Genomic DNA, 18,620 nt, shown 5'->3' with positions numbered 1-18,620 from the left:
TATTTATCATTATATACTATTTGAGCAAAATATACATCGGGCAGTACTGGATAGCCGTGTTATTTCGTCATGATAGCCGGAACATCAGCAAATTCAAGAATGAACATAGCAAGACGACGCATCAATGCAAGACGGTTTTGCTTTACTTGCGCATCTTCTGCCATCACCATCGTATTGTCAAAATATTGTTCAATCAATCGTTTTAGTCCAGCAAGTAATTCATATCGTGCACTCATAGATTCAGCTCTTGTCCATGCTGTTTCCAGATCTGAATACGCACTGTACAGTTGTTTCTCTTCTTCATTTTCAAAGAAAGACGGATCGACACCCTGGTCATCTTCCGCTTTTTTCGCAATGTTCACAACACGGCTGAGCGCTTCCATCGTTTCTTTAAATTCCTCATCTTCCTTATGGCTCATCAACACAGACGCAGCTTCTTCCATTTCCTTTAGCGTACCGCTGCGCTTTGCTAGAACCGCATCAATGATGTCATATCGAATTCCTTTTTCCTGTAAAATGTGTTTCACACGAAGCATGAAGAACGCAATGATTTCTTCTTTCAATGTAGAAGCATCTTTCTCACCGATACTATCATGCAGTACTTCTTTTACTCCAGCCGCGATCACGTCTGCAAGCGGCACATGCCATTCATGGTCCATCATCGTCTGCACGATTCCAGTTGCCTGGCGGCGAAGCGCATATGGATCCTGTGAGCCAGTTGGAATAATACCAACAGCAAAACATGCCGTAATCGTGTCTAGTTTGTCTGCTAGACTGACAAGCGCACCTGTTTTGGTAGATGGAACCGTGTCTTCTGCAAAGCGAGGCTTGTAATGTTCGTTCACAGCAACGGCTACATCCTCTTTTTCCCCTTTTTGATGGGCATATTTTTCCCCCATTATCCCTTGCAGTTCCGGGAACTCATAGACCATTTGCGTCACAAGGTCAAATTTACAGATTTGCGCAGCACGGTCTGTTGATGTTTTCACTTCTTCTGATGCGTCTGTTAAATTGGCAAGTGCGGATGAAATACGGCGAATGCGGGCGACTTTTTCAGACAGAGTACCGATTTTTTCGTGATACACGATTTTTTCAAGCTTTTTCACAAGATCATCAATATTGGCTTTTTGATCTTCTTTATAAAAGAAATCTGCATCAGCTAAACGAGCGCGTAATACTTTTTCATTTCCACGGGCCACTTTATCAATAGCATGATCATTTCCGTTACGCACTGTAACAAAATGAGAAAGCAATGTGCCGTTCGCCTTTTTCACTGGGAAGTAACGCTGGTGTTCCTTCATCGATGTAATGAGCACTTCTTCAGGTAAATCAAGAAATTCTTTGCTAAATGAACCGGATAAAGCCGTCGGATATTCAACGAGATTATTCACTTCTTCCAAAAGAGCGTCATCGATTGGAATAACCCAGTTATTTTGTTTTTCAAGTTCTTTTAAACCTTCGACTATCATGTGTCGACGCTTGATTGGATCGACAATAACGAACTGCTGCTTCAATGTCTCTTCATACGAAGAAGCGTCCACAATGGTTGCAGTCGTTCCGAGAAAACGGTGACCTATCGTTTCGTTTCCACTTTGCACACCGGCCATCTCAAATGGAATGACTTTCGTGCCAAACAGTGCCACAATCCATTTAATTGGACGCACGTAGCGAATATCACTGTTGCCCCAGCGCATATTTTTACCGAATGTTAAGCTCAATGCAATGTCTTTTAACGACGGAAGCAGCTCAGCTGTCAAACGTCCTTTCACAAATTTATTCACATATGCATATTCAACGCCATTTACTTCTTTAAAGTAAATATCGTCTACCGACATCCCCTGGCCTTTCGCAAAACCAGCAGCGGCTTTTGACCATTCACCGTTTTCTGATTGGGCAATTTTTTTCGCAGGACCTTTCGCCTCTTCATTCGTATCGGCTTGCGCATCGACCGTATCTTTTACGATGACAGCAAGGCGGCGCGGCGTGGAGTAAAGCAGTACGTCACCATGTTCAATATTTTGTTCATTTAAAAATTTACTTACTTTTTCACCAAGCTGATTCATTGACTGTGTCACGAAACGAGCCGGCATTTCTTCCAATCCAATTTCGAGCAAGATATCCTGTTTATTCATGATCAGCCATTCCTTTCTGTTTCAAAATCGGGAAGCCTAATTTTTCTCGCTCATCATAAAATGTTTTGGCAACTTGACGAGCAAGATTACGCATCCGCCCGATGTAAGCAGTACGCTCTGTGACAGAAATAGCACCGCGCGCATCGAGTAAGTTAAAGACGTGCGAACATTTCAGCACGTAGTCGTATGCTGGATGAACGAGTCCTTCATCCATCTGACGCTTTGCTTCTTTTTCGTATACGCCAAATAAGTTAAATAACATATCTACATTAGACGTTTCAAATGTATATTTAGAATGCTCAAATTCTGGCTGATAAAAAATATCATGAATAGTAAATCCATTTGTCCATTCCAATTCAAATACATTTTCTTTTTCTTGAATGTACGAAGCGAGACGTTCGATACCATATGTAATTTCAACGGATACCGGTTTGCACTCGAGACCGCCTACTTGCTGAAAATACGTAAACTGTGTAATTTCCATTCCATCCAGCCATACTTCCCAGCCTAGTCCCGCGCATCCTAGTGATGGATTTTCCCAGTTATCTTCAACGAATCGGATATCATGCTCAAGCGGATCGATTCCGAGCGCTTTTAACGAATCAAGATACAATTCTTGAATATTATCTGGCGACGGCTTCATGATCACCTGGAACTGGTGATGCTGATAAAGGCGGTTTGGGTTTTCCCCATAACGCCCATCTGCCGGACGACGGCTTGGTTCAACATAGGCTACATTCCAAGGCTCCGGTCCAATTGCCCGTAAAAATGTATACGGACTCATCGTTCCTGCTCCTTTTTCTACATCATACGCTTGCATTAAAATACAGCCTTGGTCAGACCAATGCTTTTGCAGCGTTAAAATCATATCTTGAATATTCATGTCTACTTCCTCCTTTTTTCTGCATCAAAAAGCCCGTCCCTATGTACAACAGTCTCTTGTACATAGGGACGGGCTATATATACCCGCGGTTCCACCCTACTTGCCTTTAATTTGGCCGCTTTTTTTAAAGTTAATCCGCTCCGGAGTGCCTTTCCGCGCTGTTCTTTTACCCGGCTCACACTACCCTGGGCTCGCTTTTAAAAGAGTGCATCGCATACTTTTTTCCATCGTCGCAGTTATTATTTCTTTTGTCTATTTAAAACGTAATGCATAATGGATGTTTTGTCAATCATCATTCGTTTCTTCTTTTGCTTGAAAATTGTAATCAAACCGCTCCATCTGCTCCAGAAAACGGCGTGATTTCAAATACAGACCAGCGTATTCATCGTAATACATCGAAATCACGGCTCGTAATTCTTTTTTCGTCGACTCTTTTACATCAATATTGCCAAGACGTTCAAGATCGAAAAAGTAAAATAAACGCAGCAGGCGGATGGACGCTGGAGACAGCGGTAAAAAGTGCAGATCCTGTTCTTTGCACCGGTGGCAAATCAGACCGTTTTCACGGATTGAAAAGCCGAACTTGCCTTCCGTTTCTCCACAGACAACGCACGAAGATAGTTCGGGTCGCAGTCCAACTTGCGAGAGCATTTTCATTTCGAAAATGTTTGTCACAATCGCCGCATCAGCACCTTCATTTATATATTCAAGGCTTTTTTGCAACAAATTGAACAAAGGCAGATTTATTTCACCGTCTTCTGTTGTTCGATCTGTCATTTCAACGATATATGCAGCGTACGCCGTTTTCATTAAATCTTCACGTATGTAACGCATGGACGACAGAGCTTCTCCTTGCTGCATCGTTCCGAGTCCGCGGCTTCCTTGTACGAGAAAAATACCATGTGTAAATGGCTGCGTCACACCAGATAATCGGCTATTTGTCTTTTTAGCGCCTCTTGCCACTGCTGCTTTCTTTCCTTTTTCACGCGTAAACATTGTGACAATTTTATTCGTTTCACCGTAATCATTCGTTCTTAGCACAATGCCCTCTAATTTCTCAAGCACAGCCCCAAACTCCTTATGCAGAGTAACTTAATACTCGTCTTCTTTAAAGCCTAACTCACGCAAATTAGACGCTTTATTTCGCCAGTCTTTCTGCACTTTTACCCACAGTTCAAGAAATACTTTTGATCCTAGCAAATTTTCAATATCATGACGTGATCGTTTGCCCACTTCTTTCAACAAAGCGCCTCCGCGTCCGATGACAATGCCTTTTTGCGAATCCCGCTCAACAATAATTGTCGCCATCACATCAATCATATCTTTGCCGTCACGCTTCGCAATTTTATCAATGGCAACCGCAATCGAGTGTGGCACTTCTTCACGTGTTAAATGAAGCACTTTTTCACGGATCAGTTCTGACACAATAAACCGTTCTGGGTGATCTGTGACCTGATCGGCCGGATAATATTGTGGTCCTTCTGGAAGAAGCTTTTCAATTTGCTCAAGCAGCCGGTCAACATTATTCCCTTCCAGCGCTGAAATTGGTACCACTTCTGTAAATTCCAATAAATCCTTATATTGATCAATTAAGAGCATGAGCTGATCTGGATGAATACGGTCAATTTTATTGATGACTAGAAAGATTGGTGTTTTTATCTCTTTTAATTTCTCAATAATAAATTCATCACCGCGTCCAAAGCCTTCTTCTGCATTAATCATAAATAAGATGAGGTCGACTTCTTTTAACGTGTTTGTTGCTGTTTTCATCATAAAATCGCCGAGCTTATGCTTCGGTTTATGAATGCCCGGTGTGTCGATAAAGATCATTTGTGAATCATCTGTTGTGTAAACACCCTGTATTTTGTTGCGCGTTGTTTGTGGTTTATCACTCATAATAGCAATTTTTTGACCGATGACGCGGTTTAAAAATGTTGACTTACCGACATTAGGCCGGCCAATAATAGAAATAAACCCTGATTTATACGTTGTATTACCCATTTAAATCCTCCGGTGAAAAGGCACCCGGCAGAAGTTCCGTTACGGTAAGCGTCTGCACGTCGCCTTCTAAATTAGTTAAAATGACTTTCATATCAGGTGGACAAAGCTCCGCGATTACTTGTCGACATGCACCACATGGCGGTACCGGCCGTTTCGTATCGGCTATAACCGCAATCGCTGTGTAGTTTGTAACACCTTCTGACCATGCTTTAAAAATCGCCGTACGCTCCGCACAGTTGACAACACTATATGCTGCATTTTCAATGTTACAGCCTCCAAAAATACGGCCGTCTTTGGAAAGCAGTGCTGCGCCTACTTTAAATTTCGAATATGGAGCATATGCGAGTTCGCGCGCTTTTTTCGCTTCTTCAATCAATACATACTGATCCATATTATTCACCTCTTTTATAATTTTGGGATAAAAATGATCAGTCCGATGATAACCGCTGCACAAGCATACAACAGCACAGCGCCGGCAGCAAGATCCTTTGCCATGCCGGCTAGCGGCTTATACTCTTTCGTAACGAGGTCGACTGCTTTTTCAATCGCTGTATTGACGATTTCAAGCGCCATCATTCCTGCAATCATGCCAATAATGATACACCATTCCAAACGTGTGAGCGAAAAAATAAAACCGGCTGCCGATACAATAGTACCGGCAGCAAAATGAATACGCATATTCGGCTCCAGAAAAGCCAGTTTCAGTCCGTTGCCGGCAAACCGGAATGAAGACATGAGCCGGCCAGCGCTGAAGGTTCGTCTATCTTTCAAGTCCAAACGCATCAAGAATCTCTTTTTGCCGGCCAAACATTTCTTTTTCATCTTCTTCTGTCATATGATCGTACCCGAGCAGATGGAGAAATCCGTGAACCGTTAAAAAGCCAAGCTCTCGCTCAAACGAATGACCGTAGTCTTCTGCTTGCTCTTTTGCCCGTTCAACCGAAATGATAATGTCACCGAGGACACGCGGCATGTCCCCACCGGTGATCGCAACTTCATCTTCACCCATTTCTTCGAGTGCGAAGGACAGAACATCAGTCGGCACGTCTTTATCGCGATACTCTCGGTTGATTTCTTGAATGCGGTTATTCGTCACAAATGTCACCGACACTTCACTGCCGTTCGGAATGTTTTCTTGTTTGGCGGAAAACTGGAGTAATTTTTCTGACAGCTTGCTCGTTTCTTCATCGAGACTATTCGTTTCATCCAAAAAATCAACGTCGAGCAGCATTTTTTCCATCCCCTTTTTCCGCTTTTTCATACGCATTAATGACTTTTGCGACGAGTGGGTGACGGACAACATCGCTTTGATTAAGATAAATAAATGAGATGCCGCTCGTATTTTCTAAAATACGTTCTGCTGCAACGAGTCCGGATACCGCGCCTTTCGGCAAATCAATTTGCGTTTGATCGCCATTAATGACCATTTTCGAACCGAATCCAAGACGCGTCAAAAACATTTTCATCTGAGCATTCGTCGTGTTTTGTGCTTCGTCCAAAATGACGAATGCATCATCAAGCGTCCGGCCGCGCATATAGGCAAGAGGCGCAATTTCAATGGTACCGCGTTCAATCATCCGATCCGTATGTTCCGCGCCAAGAACGTCATGCAGTGCATCGTAGAGAGGTCGTAAATATGGATCAACTTTTTCTTTTAAATCACCTGGTAAAAAACCAAGGCTTTCACCTGCTTCAACAGCTGGACGTGTTAAAATGATTCGCTTGACACGACTGTTTTTGAGCGCACGGACAGCCATAACGACCGCCAAGTACGTTTTTCCAGTACCTGCAGGCCCGATGCCGAATACGAGATCTGTACTGCGGATCGCTTCAATATAATCGCGCTGTCCAAGCGTTTTAATACGAATCGATTTGCCTTTTGCATTTTTAGTAATTTCTTCTTCATACAATTCATTCAGATATTCAATCGTGCCATTTTTGGCCATTTGCACAGCGTTGATGACATCGCGTTCACTAATGTTAATTTGCTTGCGAATGACAGCAAGCAGCTGTTCAACCACAATACGGGCTTTTTCCACGTTATTTGCCGGTCCTGTTAAATGAACCGCTTCACCACGTGTGACGATGGAGACATGAAACTCTTCTTCCATAATCGTTAAATTACGGTCGGATACCCCAAATAATAATACTGCTTCGTTTTGGTCGCCTAGAGCGACGGATGCTGACTTCAATTCTTCCTGCATTCCTCAGTCTCCTTCGTTGACAGGTTAGTTAGTTGCAATATTTTCAAGTACTTGGAAGTGTATAATCATCTTTACTTTACCATTCCCAACCCGCTTCTGTAAAACGTTTTCGCCTTGAATGTGCGCCTTTTCAGGAAGCCTGGCCATTAACTGTGTCCTTGCTGTTTGAATTGCTCTCTTTTCCATTTCGTCCGCTGTCTCAATCGTGTTTACTTTTTTCAATTCATAGTCGGTCACTGTGCGGAAAGAAAATGGCAGCGTATACGAGAAAAAATGAAATTGATACACGTATTCTTCCGACTGAAATGGTTCGCGCAACGACGCTGGTGTCCAGAGGGCATATTCTTTATCTTGTAACGATGCATATACAGTTATTCTTTTTTTGCTGCTTCTCGTCTGCATTGAATCATTCACCATCGTCACAGTTGCTTTATACCATGTTTCTGCTATAACAGTGCCACGTGCTGGATTTTTTTTCGTGCCGGTCACAAGCCGGTCTCCTTTTTCAACAAATTCACTTCGACGTACTTTCGACAAGCCGTGCTCCACAAACAAATCATGAATGACACCAGCTTTTGACGCTCTTAAATGGTGGCGGCTAGAAACTGTTTCTTTTTCCTGGCTGCTGGCTGACACATCTACTTTGTACACAACACCGCTCTTTTTCAGCGAAAATCTCGTGACACCTGGCACTTGTAGCAGGGCGCGTTGTTTGAGTTCTTGTTCATTGATCTGATCAAATCGGATAGCTCCTTCACGAATGCCCTCCTGTTTTAAAAATGTCCGAATCAACTTTTCCGTCTGCGTATCCGCTCCTGTGACATCAATACGGATGATCATCGCTGAAAGCAAAATGATAATGAAAAAGAAACAGATGCTCGTTAAAATGAAAGGATAATTTTGAATTGCACGCTGCATTAAAAAAGGCAAGCCCGTTCCTTTTTCCAAACGAATGGTTCCATTGAATTGACGCGCTTCTTTTCGTAGCAGTCCAAGTTCTCGAACCCGCATTTGAAAACGAATGACATTCTTTTTTTCATATTTAATGTGCACAAGTATAGCGCCGCGCTCATGCAGCCTGCCGGGTAATAATGAAGCATCCGGGCCGGAGACGATAACAGTCACTCCACCGGATAAAAAAAGATTAGCCAAAGCGATGACCCTGTTTCATTTCTAGTTGTATATTTGTCATCGTTCCTTCGACGAGGATTTCTTCCGGCATTAATTCTTTTACTTCAAGTGATTTCCCTTTTATGTGAAGAGTTGATCCAGGCAACTGTATGCGGACATCCTGTTCTGTAAATTGTTCAAGCCGTTCTGGATATTGAATCGCAATTTGAGTGCTTCCAATGATCGTGATACGCGGTACTCCTCCGGCTGCATCAGCAGGCAGTCCTGCCAATTTACTGATAAATGCCGCCCCTTCTCTTTTTTTCATAAAAACAAACGCCCCTTTCTTTTTCATATGTTTATGAAAAGAAAGAGGCATTCATCACTTTTTACGTTTTGATTTTGGCGGACCGAGTACTTCGGACAAAATAATGCCTTTTAAAAAGTCCTGTTCTGACCATTTTTCGACACCCTTCACAGGCTGTGACACCGGTTTGATTGGCCTTGACTGTCTTGTTTCTCGTTTTTGAACGGGCTTTTGAACAGGGGCAGGTGTTGATATAGAATTTTGCACAGAAGCTTCCATCGCTTTTTGATCCGCCTGTTTCGCTACGCTTTTTGCTTGTTGTTCTACTTTTTTACGGGCTGTTTTTTGTTCGTCTTTGTTTTTACCCTTATTGAAAAACATCGAGATCAAGCCGGCAATGATGACAAAGATGAGTCCTTCCACTCGGATGACCTCCTTTATTTGCCGTCATTTTCTTTTTTCTTTCCTGTCATATCACCAATCGCACCTCGCATGTCGGTATCTGCAGTGAGATTTTGGATATTCAAGTAATCCATAACGCCGATATTGCCCGAACGAAGCGCTTCTCCCATTGCACGCGGAACATCAGCTTCCGCCTCAACGACTTTCGCACGCATTTCCTGCACGCGTGCAATCATTTCCTGTTCGTTCGCAACAGCCATCGCTCGGCGTTCTTCCGCTTTCGCCTGTGCAATATTTTTATCCGCTTCTGCCTGTTCGGTCTGAAGTTCAGCGCCAATATTTTTACCGATATCAACATCGGCAATATCGATCGAAAGAATTTCAAATGCTGTACCTGAGTCCAATCCTTTGTTCAAGACAGTCTGAGAAATCATATCCGGATTTTCTAGTACTTTTTTATGGTGATCACTTGAACCAATTGTAGAGATAATTCCTTCGCCAACACGGGCAACAATCGTTTCTTCACCAGCACCACCGACGAGACGGTCGATGTTCGCACGTACCGTAATACGCGCTTTCGCTTTTACTTCGATTCCGTTCATCGCAACACCAGCAATAAAGGGTGTTTCAATTACTTTAGGGTTAACACTCATTTGAACAGCTTCAAGTACGTCACGACCCGCAAGGTCAATCGCGGCTGCCCGTTCAAACGTTAAATCAATATTCGCACGATGCGCAGCAATGAGGGCATTGACGACACGGTCGACATTACCACCTGCTAAATAATGACTTTCAAGCTGATTGATTGATACATTTAGTCCTGCTTTTGATGCTTTAATGAGCGGATTCACGACACGGCTCGGGATAACCCGGCGCAAGCGCATTCCGACAAGCGTAAAAATACTAATTTTTACGCCGGCAGCAAGTGCCGATACCCAGAGCATGACTGGGACAAATGTAAGCAAAACACTAAGTAATATAATTGCTGCCGCAATCGCAATGAGAAGTATAATTGTACTGCTGATTACCATAATAAAGTTCCTCCTTTTATTCGATTTCTCTTACAACAATTCGTGCGCCTTCTGTTTTCACAATGGCTACTTCTTTACCAGCCATAATGAAAACGCCTTCTGCTACGGCGTCAATCCGCTCGCCGTCAATGACGACTGTACCAGACGGACGCAACGGTGTTTTTGTTGTGCCAATTTTCCCAATTAAATCTGTGCGATTTTCATTCGATACATAGCCGTGCTCTGTATCGGTTGAGTCGCTTAAAATGAATTTTTTGAAAAATTTCATTTCTTTTCCCAACACCTTTATCATTAATATCAATGCTGCTGTCGCAATAGAAAACGCGATTATTAACGAAATCGCCATCCAAAGCAAGCTTGCTCCGGCAAATAGAACGCCTGCAGAAAATAGGCTAAAACCAATCAAGCCCACGACTCCGCCTGGCAAAATAACTTCTGCCAGAATAAACAGAACACCAAAAACAATAAGCAGCACTGTCAAAATACCGGCCTCTCCTGACATAACGTGACCTGCTGTAAATATCAGCAATGCCAGTGTGCCCGCTGCGCCGGGAATCCCGAATCCGGGTGTAAATAATTCCAGTATAAACCCAGTCAGCATAATCGATAACAGGACTACGACAACAACAGGATTAGTTGCAAATCGAACGAATGATCCGCCGCCATCATACGCCGTAAGCAATGAAACTGCTACAAGTACGGCACTCCATTGTACATATCGAATGTATCTCACCGCCTTTCTGCCGGGTCTTTTTCATTTATACGGATTCAGTATGTAAAAAGTTTCAGAAAAAAGGAAATAATGAATAAAAAAAGAACTACAGTCCTAATGGACGGCAGTTCTTTTCATTTCGACAGCTTTTGCTGTACGAGACGGTTCACTAATGACCCATCTGCTTTGCCTTTTACTTTCGGCATAAGAGCGGCCATTACTTTCCCCATATCTACTTTTGCGGAAGCACCCGTTTCAGCGATTGCCGCGTCGACAATGGCTGAAACTTCTTCTTCCGAAAGCTGTTCAGGCATATATTCGTTCACGTAAGTCAGTTCAGTCTGAATTTTGGCCACAAGATCCTCGCGGCCGGCTTTTTCAAACTCGTGGAGGGAGTCTTTGCGCTGTTTCACTTCGCGAGAAAGGACTGTCAGTTCTTCCTCTTCCGTCAGGTCGCGGCCGCCCGCCTTAATGCCTTCATTTTGCAATGCTGCTTTAAGCATACGGATGACTGTCAGTTTTTCTTTCTCTTTGCTCTTCATCGCTTGCTTCATCTCGTCATTAAGACGTCCGAGAAGACTCATACTAAAACCTCCTCTTAGAACTTACGTTTACGAGCTGCTTCTGATTTCTTTTTGCGTTTCACACTTGGTTTTTCATAAAATTCGCGTTTTCTGTATTCCTGCAGGGTGCCTGTCTTGGAAACAGTTTTTTTGAAACGGCGCAGAGCATCCTCAAGCGATTCGTTTTTGCGAACAACAGTTTTTGACATTTCTTTTTCCCTCCCTCCGAACACATTACGATGGAAATTCCATGTACTGAACTATTATAATACAACGTTTTGACACGGTCAAGAAACTTTCTTTACAAAAGTTGCACAATTAATAGGTGCTGTCGCCTTCTACACCGGTTACAATACTGATACTTGAGCTTGCACCAATCCGTGTTGCACCCGCTTTAATCATCGTCATCGCATCTTGCTGCGAACGAACGCCTCCTGATGCTTTTACACCTATTTTAGGTCCGACTGTTTGGCGCATTAATGTAACATCAGCTTCTGTCGCACCGCCGGCAGAAAAACCTGTCGATGTTTTCACATAATCAGCACCTGCTGATACAGCAAGTTCACATGCTTTCTTCTTTTCTTTATCAGTAAGAAGGCTCGTTTCAATAATAACTTTAACAAGCGCTTTTCCTTGTGCAGATGCAACAACCGCACGAATATCTTTTTCCACTGCGTCAAAATCGCCGTCTTTTAAAGCGCCGATATTAATGACCATATCGACTTCTGTCGCACCGTGATCAATCGCTATTTTTGTTTCGAATGCTTTTACTTCTGTCACCGTCGCACCGAGTGGAAATCCAATGACTGTACATACTTTTACTTCCGAACCGCGTAAAAGTTCCGATGCCTGCTTGACAAGCGCTGGATTAATGCATACAGAAGCAAATCCATGACGGTTTGCTTCTTCGCAAAGTTTCTCAATATCTTCTTTTTTGGCATCTGCTTTCAATAACGTATGATCAATGGTTTTTGCTATGTCTCCGAATGTATCTGTCATCATAGTAAACCCTCCTTTCACTGGTTGTCCGTACTTCCATATCATAACACCGATGCGCTTAGGCTTGCGAGAATTTTGACGAAAAAAAGCCGGCAATCTGCCAGCTTTTACGCGTGTACCGTATCAAGTACCCGAACGAACTGTCCTTCGTTATACGGATAGCCTGCTTTCGTTATTTTCACTTTGACAATTTTGCCGACCATTTCTTCTGTCGCCGGAAAAACAACTTTCATATAGTTATCAGTATAGCCGCTGTAAAGTCCTTCTCCACCTTCTGTAAATGGTTCTTCCGGAATCACTTCAAGCACTTCATTTTCAAATTCCGCTGCATATTCTTTCGCCAGTTGATCAGATAATGCGATTAATTTATGCACACGCTCGCTTTTGATCTCTTCATCGACTTGATCATCCATACGCGCTGCCGGTGTACCTGTCCGTTTTGAATATGGAAATACATGCAACTCTGAGAAACGATGTTCTTTAATGAAATTGTATGTTTCCATAAATTCTTCTTCCGTCTCACCTGGAAAACCAACGATAACGTCTGATGTAACAGCAAGACCCGGTAGTGCTTTTTTCAACCGATTTAAACGATCTGCGAAAAAGTCCATCGTATATTTGCGGCGCATTCTCTTTAATACCGTGTCTGAACCAGATTGAATTGGAATGTGTAAATGACGAACAACGATGTTTGATTGATCAATGACATCGATCACTTCATCTGTTAATTGACTAGCCTCAATAGATGAAATTCGGATTCGTTTTAATCCCGTCACTTTCGCTTCAAGATCACGTAAAAGCATAGCTAGATTATAATCTTTAAAATCAGATCCGTAACCGCCCGTGTGAATACCCGTTAATACAATCTCTTGATAGCCAGACTGAACGAGCTGATTTGCCTGACGGATGACTTCTTCTGGATCACGTGACCGCATTAAGCCGCGTGCCCATGGAATGATGCAAAACGTACAGAAGTTATTGCATCCTTCCTGGATTTTGAGCGAAGCGCGTGTTCGGTCTGTAAATGCCGGTACATCAAGCTCTTCATATACACGGTTTTTCATGATATTGCCGACTGCATTAATCGGCTGTCGTTCTTGTTTAAATTGCTCGATATAATCGAGCATCTTTATCCGATCCTGTGTGCCTACGACGACGTCAACACCTGGAATGGCCATAATTTCAGCCGGTGATGTCTGTGCGTAACAGCCGGTTACACAAATAACCGCATCTGGATTTTTACGCACCGCACGGCGAATCACCTGCCGGCTTTTTTTATCCCCTGTATTTGTCACCGTACACGTGTTAATCACATATACATCTGATGTTTTTTCAAAATCAGTCCGCTCATAACCATTTTGTTCAAACAGCTGCCAGATCGCTTCTGTCTCATAATGGTTTACTTTACAGCCTAACGTATGAAATGCCACTGTTGGCATGTAATCACCTCTTCAATTCTAAATAAAATGAAACAGCAGACAATACATATAATGGCGCTGTTTCAGCACGCAAAATTCTCGGTCCGAGTGCGCACGCAGTAAACCCGCCTTTTGTTAATTGTTCTGCCTCTTTCTCGGAAAATCCGCCTTCAGGTCCGGTCACGATCAGCAATCGTTTGCCTTCTGATAACCCGCTGACTGCCTCATAAAAAACAGACATATCGCCTGCTTTGGCCGTTTCTTCAAATGCAAATAGCAACATATCAAAGTCTTTTCCACTTTCAATAACCTGTGTAAGTGAAACTGGTTCAGACACGAATGGAATGCGACTCCTGTGCGACTGTTCCGCTGCTTCTTTAGCAATTTTTTGCCACCGCTCTGTTTTTTTTGCCCCTTTTTTCCGGTCCCACTTGACGACAGAACGACTTGCTTCAAACGGAACAAACCCGGCAGCGCCGAGTTCTGTTCCTTTCTGTATAATATAATCGAATTTATCGCCTTTCACAAGACCGGTAGAAACAACGATGTCCGCAGGCAATTCGACTGATCTTTTCACCCATTCTGTCACTTCTGCGACTGCTTCTGATTCCTTGATCTCTGTAATCGTAGAAATAGACGTACGTCCGTCGGGATGCACTGTATAAATACAGCTGCCTGCTTCCATCCGCATGACCCGGCTAATATGGTGAAAATCCTCACCCGTAATGGTGATTTTATTATCCTTAGGCATTTCGTCTAAAAAATATCGCTGCATCGACTGCACCTCATTTTTTTATTCTGCTTTTTTCGCTGCGATGCACACCCAGTCTTCCATAACGACTGTTTCTTCAATAATCAATCCTGCATCGTTCATCGCCTGTTTCACGTCTTCTTTTTTCTGTCCGATAATACCGGATGCGATAAAAATACCACCCGGACGCATAATTGATTCCACATCTTTCACAAATGAAATAATCACTTCTGCTAAAATATTCGCTACGACAACGTCTGCTTGGTCATCCAAACCATCAATTAAATTATTTTTCGACACAGAAATAACGTTTTCTGCTTTATTCAGCGCCACGTTTTGACGTGCAGCCGATACGGCCACTTCGTCTAGATCGAGTGCTGTAACACGTTTTGCACCGAGCATTGCTGCACCAATGGCAAGGACACCTGAACCGGTGCCGACATCGACAACATGATCTTCAGGCTTCACAAACCGTTCCAGCGCCTGCAAACACATAACAGTCGTCGGATGTGTCCCTGTTCCGAACGCCATGCCGGGATCGAGCTCAATAATTAATTCATCTGTTGAAAATGGCTCGTAATCTTCCCATGTCGGCACAATCGTAAATTTTTCTGATATTTTGACAGGATTGTAATACTGCTTCCACGCCGTAGCCCAGTCTTCTTCATGCACTTCACTGACCGACACACGTAAATTGCCTGTGTCAATTTGATATACAGTAAGATTTTTCACCGCTTCTGTAATATCCTCCACCGTTTCCTGCAAAAAGCTGTTTACCGGTAAATAAGCTTTAACGGCGACGCCTTCATCAGGGTAGTCATCCGGATTCAACTCGTACAATTCACCAAATAAACCGCCTTCCCGTTTTTTGTCCAGCTCTGCGCGGTCTTCAATCACAACACCGCTCGCTCCTGCTTCGTGTAAAATATTCGAAATCGGCTCCACTGCATCATTGACTGTTTCAATGCAAATTTCTGACCACTTCATTCGTGCCAGCTCCTATCATGCAATTAGTCACGCTTTAATGCGCGCTTCACTTTATCGAAAAAACCATCTTCTTCGCTCAGCTGTTCGCCGCTTACTTCTGCAAACTCACGAAGAAGGTGTTTTTGTTTTTCACTTAATTTAATCGGTGTAATGACTTTCACGTGAACGTGCTGATCACCTGTACCATATCCACGCACATTTGCTACACCTTTGCCACGCAAACGGAATGTCGTGCCGCTTTGTGTACCAGCCGGTATTTTCAATTTCACCTTGCCTTGAATGGTTGGTACTTCAATTTCATCACCCAGCGAGGCTTGAACGAATGTCACTGGCATTTCGCAATAAATGTCATCGCCATCCCGTTCAAACAGTTCATGCTGCATGACTCGGAAAACGATATATAAATCACCTGCAGGTCCGCCGTTAACGCCGGCTTCTCCTTGTCCAGTCAGACGAATTTGCTGCCCTTCATCAATACCTGCCGGCACTTTTACGTTTATCTTTTTATTTTTCGTTATGCGGCCATTCCCTGCACATTTTGTACATTTTTCTTTAATAATTTTACCTGTACCACTGCAATGAGGACATGTACGGCGGTTCACAACACGGCCAAATGGAGTACTTTGTTCCACATTCACCTGTCCAGCGCCGGCACAGTGTGAACACGTTTCCCTTGATGTACCCGGTTTTGCACCGCTTCCATCACACGTTGTACATTCTTCTTCTCTTGGAATGGTAATATCTTTTTCCACCCCAAAAACCGCTTCTTCAAACGTTACCGTCATCGTGTATTGAAGATCATCACCTTGCCTTGGTGCATTCGGGTCACGCCGACGTCCACCGCCGCCGCCAAAGAATGTGCTAAAAATATCATCAAATCCGCCGCCGAATCCGCCGAATCCACCACCACCGTTAAAACCGCCTTGGTTTGGTCCAGCATGTCCGAATTGATCATACTGCGCTTTTTTCGATTCATCACTTAGCACTTCATACGCTTCGGTAATTTCTTTAAATTTTTCATCTGCACCCGGTTCTTTATTAATATCTGGATGGAATTTTTTTGATAGTTTTCGGTACGCTTTTTTAATTTCGTCTTTTGATGCACTCTTTTCAATTCCGAGCACATCATAATAATCCCTCTTGCTCATCGTTTCTCACTCCCGTTTCATTCACATAACCGCTATTTTAACATAGATCGATGAAAATATGGCAGATTGTTTCACAAAAAAAGCCAAAGTCGGAAAACCGCTGACTTTGACTTTTTCTTGTATCACATACTTAGTTTTTATCTTTTGAATCGTCAACTTCTTCAAATTCAGCGTCTACAACACCATCATCTTTCGATGTCTCTTCAGCGCCTTGCTGTGCTTCAGCTTGCTTCGCTGCTTCTTCATAAAGTTTCATAGAAAATTGCTGTACGATTTCATTCAAAGCATCGCGTTTTGTACGTACATCTTCAACATCATTTTTCTCAAGAGCTTCTTTCAATGCTTCCTTCGCTTCAGTTGCTTTTTGAAGTTCTTCCTCACCTATTTTATCTCCAAGCTCTTTCACCATATTTTCTGTTGTGAAAATAAGCTGATCAGCTTCGTTTTTCAATTCGGCTTCTTCTTTTAGCTTTTTATCTGCATCAGCATTTTCTTCTGCTTCTTTTACCATACGTTCGATTTCATCATCAGAAAGACCTGAAGAAGACTGGATCGTAATGTTTTGTTCTTTTTGCGTACCTAGATCTTTCGCTTTTACATTTACAATACCATTTTTATCAATATCGAAGGTGACTTCAATTTGCGGAATGCCGCGTGGTGCCGGTGGTATGTCTGTTAACTGGAAACGGCCGAGTGTTTTATTATCTGTAGACATCGGGCGCTCACCTTGAAGTACATGAATATCAACAGCTGGCTGGTTGTCTGCAGCAGTTGAGAACACTTGCGATTTCGATGTAGGAATTGTTGTATTGCGGTCGATCAATTTCGTGAACACACCGCCCATCGTTTCAATACCAAGTGATAGTGGTGTTACATCAAGAAGAACAACGTCTTTTACATCACCTGATAATACACCGCCTTGAATGGCTGCACCCATTGCAACAACTTCATCTGGGTTAACCCCTTTATGCGGCTCTTTGCCTGTTTGTTTACGAATTGCTTCCTGTACAGATGGAATACGAGTTGAACCACCAACGAGAATGACTTTATCAAGTTCGGATGCTGATTTACCTGCGTCTTGAAGAGCTTGCCGGACAGGGCCCATTGTACGCTCAACTAGATTTGATGAAAGTTCATCAAATTTCGCACGTGACAATGTTGTTTCTAAATGAAGCGGTCCAGCTTCACCCGCTGTAATAAATGGAAGTGAGATTTGTGTTGATGTGACACCAGACAAATCTTTTTTCGCTTTTTCCGCTGCATCTTTCAAACGTTGCATCGCCATTTTATCTTTTGACAAATCAATGCCATTTTCCTTTTTGAATTCCTGCACGAGGTAATTGATGACGACTTCATCAAAATCATCGCCGCCTAGACGATTGTCACCCGCAGTTGAAAGTACTTCAAATACTCCATCGCCAAGCTCTAGTATCGAAACATCAAATGTACCGCCGCCAAGGTCATAGACAAGAATCGTTTGATCTTCTTCTGTTTTATCCATGCCGTATGCAAGGGCTGCTGCCGTCGGTTCATTGATAATACGTTCAACTTCAAGACCCGCGATTTTACCAGCGTCTTTTGTCGCTTGACGCTCTGCATCATTGAAGTAAGCAGGAACTGTAATGACTGCTTTACTGACTGTTTCACCGAGATAATCTTCTGCATATGCTTTCAAATGTTGTAAAATCATCGCTGAAATTTCTTGTGGTGAGTAGTCTTTTCCTTCAATTGTTTCTTTATGGCTTGTACCCATATGACGTTTAATCGACATAATTGTATTCGGGTTTGTAATGGCTTGGCGCTTCGCTACTTCTCCAACTTGACGCTCATTATTTTTAAATGAAACAACCGATGGTGTTGTGCGATTTCCTTCTGGATTTGGAATAACTTTTGCTTCTCCGCCTTCGAGTACAGCTACACAAGAGTTTGTTGTACCAAGGTCAATTCCGATAATTTTACTCATTTTCTAGTT

The 18,620-nt window shown here is 43.0% G+C and carries 20 protein-coding genes, 2 pseudogenes and 1 other annotated feature; all 22 genes and pseudogenes read right to left on the bottom strand.

The features are described from left to right. Positions 1 to 59: 59 nt before the first annotated feature. Positions 60 to 2,132 (bottom strand): glycine--tRNA ligase subunit beta, encoded by a 2,073-nt coding sequence (gene glyS, locus AWH49_RS03525; protein WP_034286139.1) that lies wholly within the window; start codon positions 2,130 to 2,132, stop codon positions 60 to 62. Further along, on the bottom strand, positions 2,125 to 3,015 hold the full coding sequence (gene glyQ / locus AWH49_RS03520; protein WP_034286140.1) for a glycine--tRNA ligase subunit alpha: 891 nt from the start codon (positions 3,013 to 3,015) through the stop codon (positions 2,125 to 2,127). The genes glyS and glyQ overlap by 8 nt, the downstream gene beginning before the upstream one ends. A gap of 61 nt (positions 3,016 to 3,076) precedes the next feature. Beyond that, positions 3,077 to 3,255 (bottom strand) — a binding site (T-box leader). Between the two features lie 45 nt (positions 3,256 to 3,300). Then, a complete protein-coding gene (gene recO, locus AWH49_RS03515) occupies positions 3,301 to 4,080 on the bottom strand; it encodes a DNA repair protein RecO (RefSeq protein ID WP_034286141.1) in 780 nt (259 codons plus the stop codon). A gap of 27 nt (positions 4,081 to 4,107) precedes the next feature. Then, complete coding sequence (era, locus tag AWH49_RS03510) at positions 4,108 to 5,016, bottom strand: GTPase Era (protein ID WP_018393962.1); 909 nt, start codon at positions 5,014 to 5,016, stop codon at positions 4,108 to 4,110. Beyond that, positions 5,009 to 5,407 carry a cytidine deaminase gene (locus AWH49_RS03505; RefSeq protein ID WP_063964647.1) on the bottom strand — a complete coding sequence of 133 codons (399 nt, stop codon included), beginning with the start codon at positions 5,405 to 5,407 and terminating at the stop codon, positions 5,009 to 5,011. Before AWH49_RS03505 ends, era begins: the two co-directional genes overlap by 8 nt. A 14-nt stretch (positions 5,408 to 5,421) precedes the next feature. Then, complete coding sequence (locus AWH49_RS03500; protein WP_063964646.1) at positions 5,422 to 5,799, bottom strand: diacylglycerol kinase family protein; 378 nt, start codon at positions 5,797 to 5,799, stop codon at positions 5,422 to 5,424. Continuing rightward, positions 5,777 to 6,247 (bottom strand): rRNA maturation RNase YbeY, encoded by a 471-nt coding sequence (gene ybeY, locus AWH49_RS03495; protein ID WP_063964645.1) that lies wholly within the window; start codon positions 6,245 to 6,247, stop codon positions 5,777 to 5,779. Before ybeY ends, AWH49_RS03500 begins: the two co-directional genes overlap by 23 nt. Further along, positions 6,231 to 7,220 (bottom strand): PhoH family protein, encoded by a 990-nt coding sequence (locus tag AWH49_RS03490; RefSeq protein WP_018393966.1) that lies wholly within the window; start codon positions 7,218 to 7,220, stop codon positions 6,231 to 6,233. The genes ybeY and AWH49_RS03490 overlap by 17 nt, the downstream gene beginning before the upstream one ends. Positions 7,221 to 7,244: 24 nt before the next feature. Further along, positions 7,245 to 8,372, bottom strand: a complete 1,128-nt coding sequence (locus AWH49_RS03485) for a sporulation protein YqfD (RefSeq protein WP_063964644.1) — start codon at positions 8,370 to 8,372, stop codon at positions 7,245 to 7,247. Continuing rightward, positions 8,365 to 8,658: a YabP/YqfC family sporulation protein gene (locus AWH49_RS03480; protein ID WP_063964643.1), complete on the bottom strand. Its 294-nt coding sequence runs from the start codon at positions 8,656 to 8,658 to the stop codon at positions 8,365 to 8,367. The genes AWH49_RS03485 and AWH49_RS03480 overlap by 8 nt, the downstream gene beginning before the upstream one ends. Positions 8,659 to 8,712: 54 nt before the next feature. Further along, entirely contained in the window at positions 8,713 to 9,060 is a 348-nt protein-coding gene (locus AWH49_RS03475; protein ID WP_063964642.1) for a hypothetical protein, read from the bottom strand. Positions 9,061 to 9,074: 14 nt separating this feature from the next. Next, positions 9,075 to 10,070, bottom strand: coding sequence for a flotillin-like protein FloA (floA, locus tag AWH49_RS03470; protein ID WP_018393970.1), 996 nt, complete (start codon positions 10,068 to 10,070; stop codon positions 9,075 to 9,077). 16 nt (positions 10,071 to 10,086) lie between these two features. Continuing rightward, positions 10,087 to 10,329, bottom strand: a pseudogene (locus AWH49_RS21435) (NfeD family protein); the annotation flags it as partial. A gap of 36 nt (positions 10,330 to 10,365) precedes the next feature. Next, positions 10,366 to 10,803, bottom strand: a pseudogene (locus tag AWH49_RS21430) (hypothetical protein); the annotation flags it as partial. Positions 10,804 to 10,916: 113 nt separating this feature from the next. Then, positions 10,917 to 11,366 carry a GatB/YqeY domain-containing protein gene (locus AWH49_RS03460; protein ID WP_034286152.1) on the bottom strand — a complete coding sequence of 150 codons (450 nt, stop codon included), beginning with the start codon at positions 11,364 to 11,366 and terminating at the stop codon, positions 10,917 to 10,919. A 14-nt stretch (positions 11,367 to 11,380) separates the two neighbouring features. Beyond that, positions 11,381 to 11,554, bottom strand: a complete 174-nt coding sequence (gene rpsU / locus AWH49_RS03455; RefSeq protein WP_018393973.1) for a 30S ribosomal protein S21 — start codon at positions 11,552 to 11,554, stop codon at positions 11,381 to 11,383. Positions 11,555 to 11,663: 109 nt separating this feature from the next. After that, positions 11,664 to 12,347 (bottom strand): deoxyribose-phosphate aldolase, encoded by a 684-nt coding sequence (gene deoC, locus AWH49_RS03450; protein ID WP_425305692.1) that lies wholly within the window; start codon positions 12,345 to 12,347, stop codon positions 11,664 to 11,666. Positions 12,348 to 12,451: 104 nt separating this feature from the next. Further along, entirely contained in the window at positions 12,452 to 13,783 is a 1,332-nt protein-coding gene (gene mtaB, locus AWH49_RS03445; RefSeq protein ID WP_063964641.1) for a tRNA (N(6)-L-threonylcarbamoyladenosine(37)-C(2))-methylthiotransferase MtaB, read from the bottom strand. Between the two features lie 4 nt (positions 13,784 to 13,787). Then, the gene (locus tag AWH49_RS03440; protein ID WP_063964640.1) at positions 13,788 to 14,537 is read right to left on the bottom strand and encodes a 16S rRNA (uracil(1498)-N(3))-methyltransferase; all 750 of its coding nucleotides are present in this window, start codon (positions 14,535 to 14,537) and stop codon (positions 13,788 to 13,790) included. A gap of 18 nt (positions 14,538 to 14,555) precedes the next feature. Beyond that, positions 14,556 to 15,500, bottom strand: a complete 945-nt coding sequence (prmA, locus tag AWH49_RS03435; RefSeq protein WP_034286157.1) for a 50S ribosomal protein L11 methyltransferase — start codon at positions 15,498 to 15,500, stop codon at positions 14,556 to 14,558. A 23-nt stretch (positions 15,501 to 15,523) separates the two neighbouring features. Further along, positions 15,524 to 16,648 carry a molecular chaperone DnaJ gene (gene dnaJ / locus AWH49_RS03430; protein ID WP_063964639.1) on the bottom strand — a complete coding sequence of 375 codons (1,125 nt, stop codon included), beginning with the start codon at positions 16,646 to 16,648 and terminating at the stop codon, positions 15,524 to 15,526. A 130-nt stretch (positions 16,649 to 16,778) separates the two neighbouring features. After that, positions 16,779 to 18,611 carry a molecular chaperone DnaK gene (dnaK, locus tag AWH49_RS03425; RefSeq protein WP_063964638.1) on the bottom strand — a complete coding sequence of 611 codons (1,833 nt, stop codon included), beginning with the start codon at positions 18,609 to 18,611 and terminating at the stop codon, positions 16,779 to 16,781. Positions 18,612 to 18,620: the final 9 nt, after the last annotated feature.

It is taken from the genome of Domibacillus aminovorans, from assembly GCF_001643235.1.
Taxonomy (GTDB): Bacteria; Bacillota; Bacilli; order Bacillales; family Domibacillaceae; genus Domibacillus; species Domibacillus aminovorans.
Note: the sequence above shows the minus strand (reverse complement) of the source record. Positions and strands in the feature narration are given on the sequence as shown.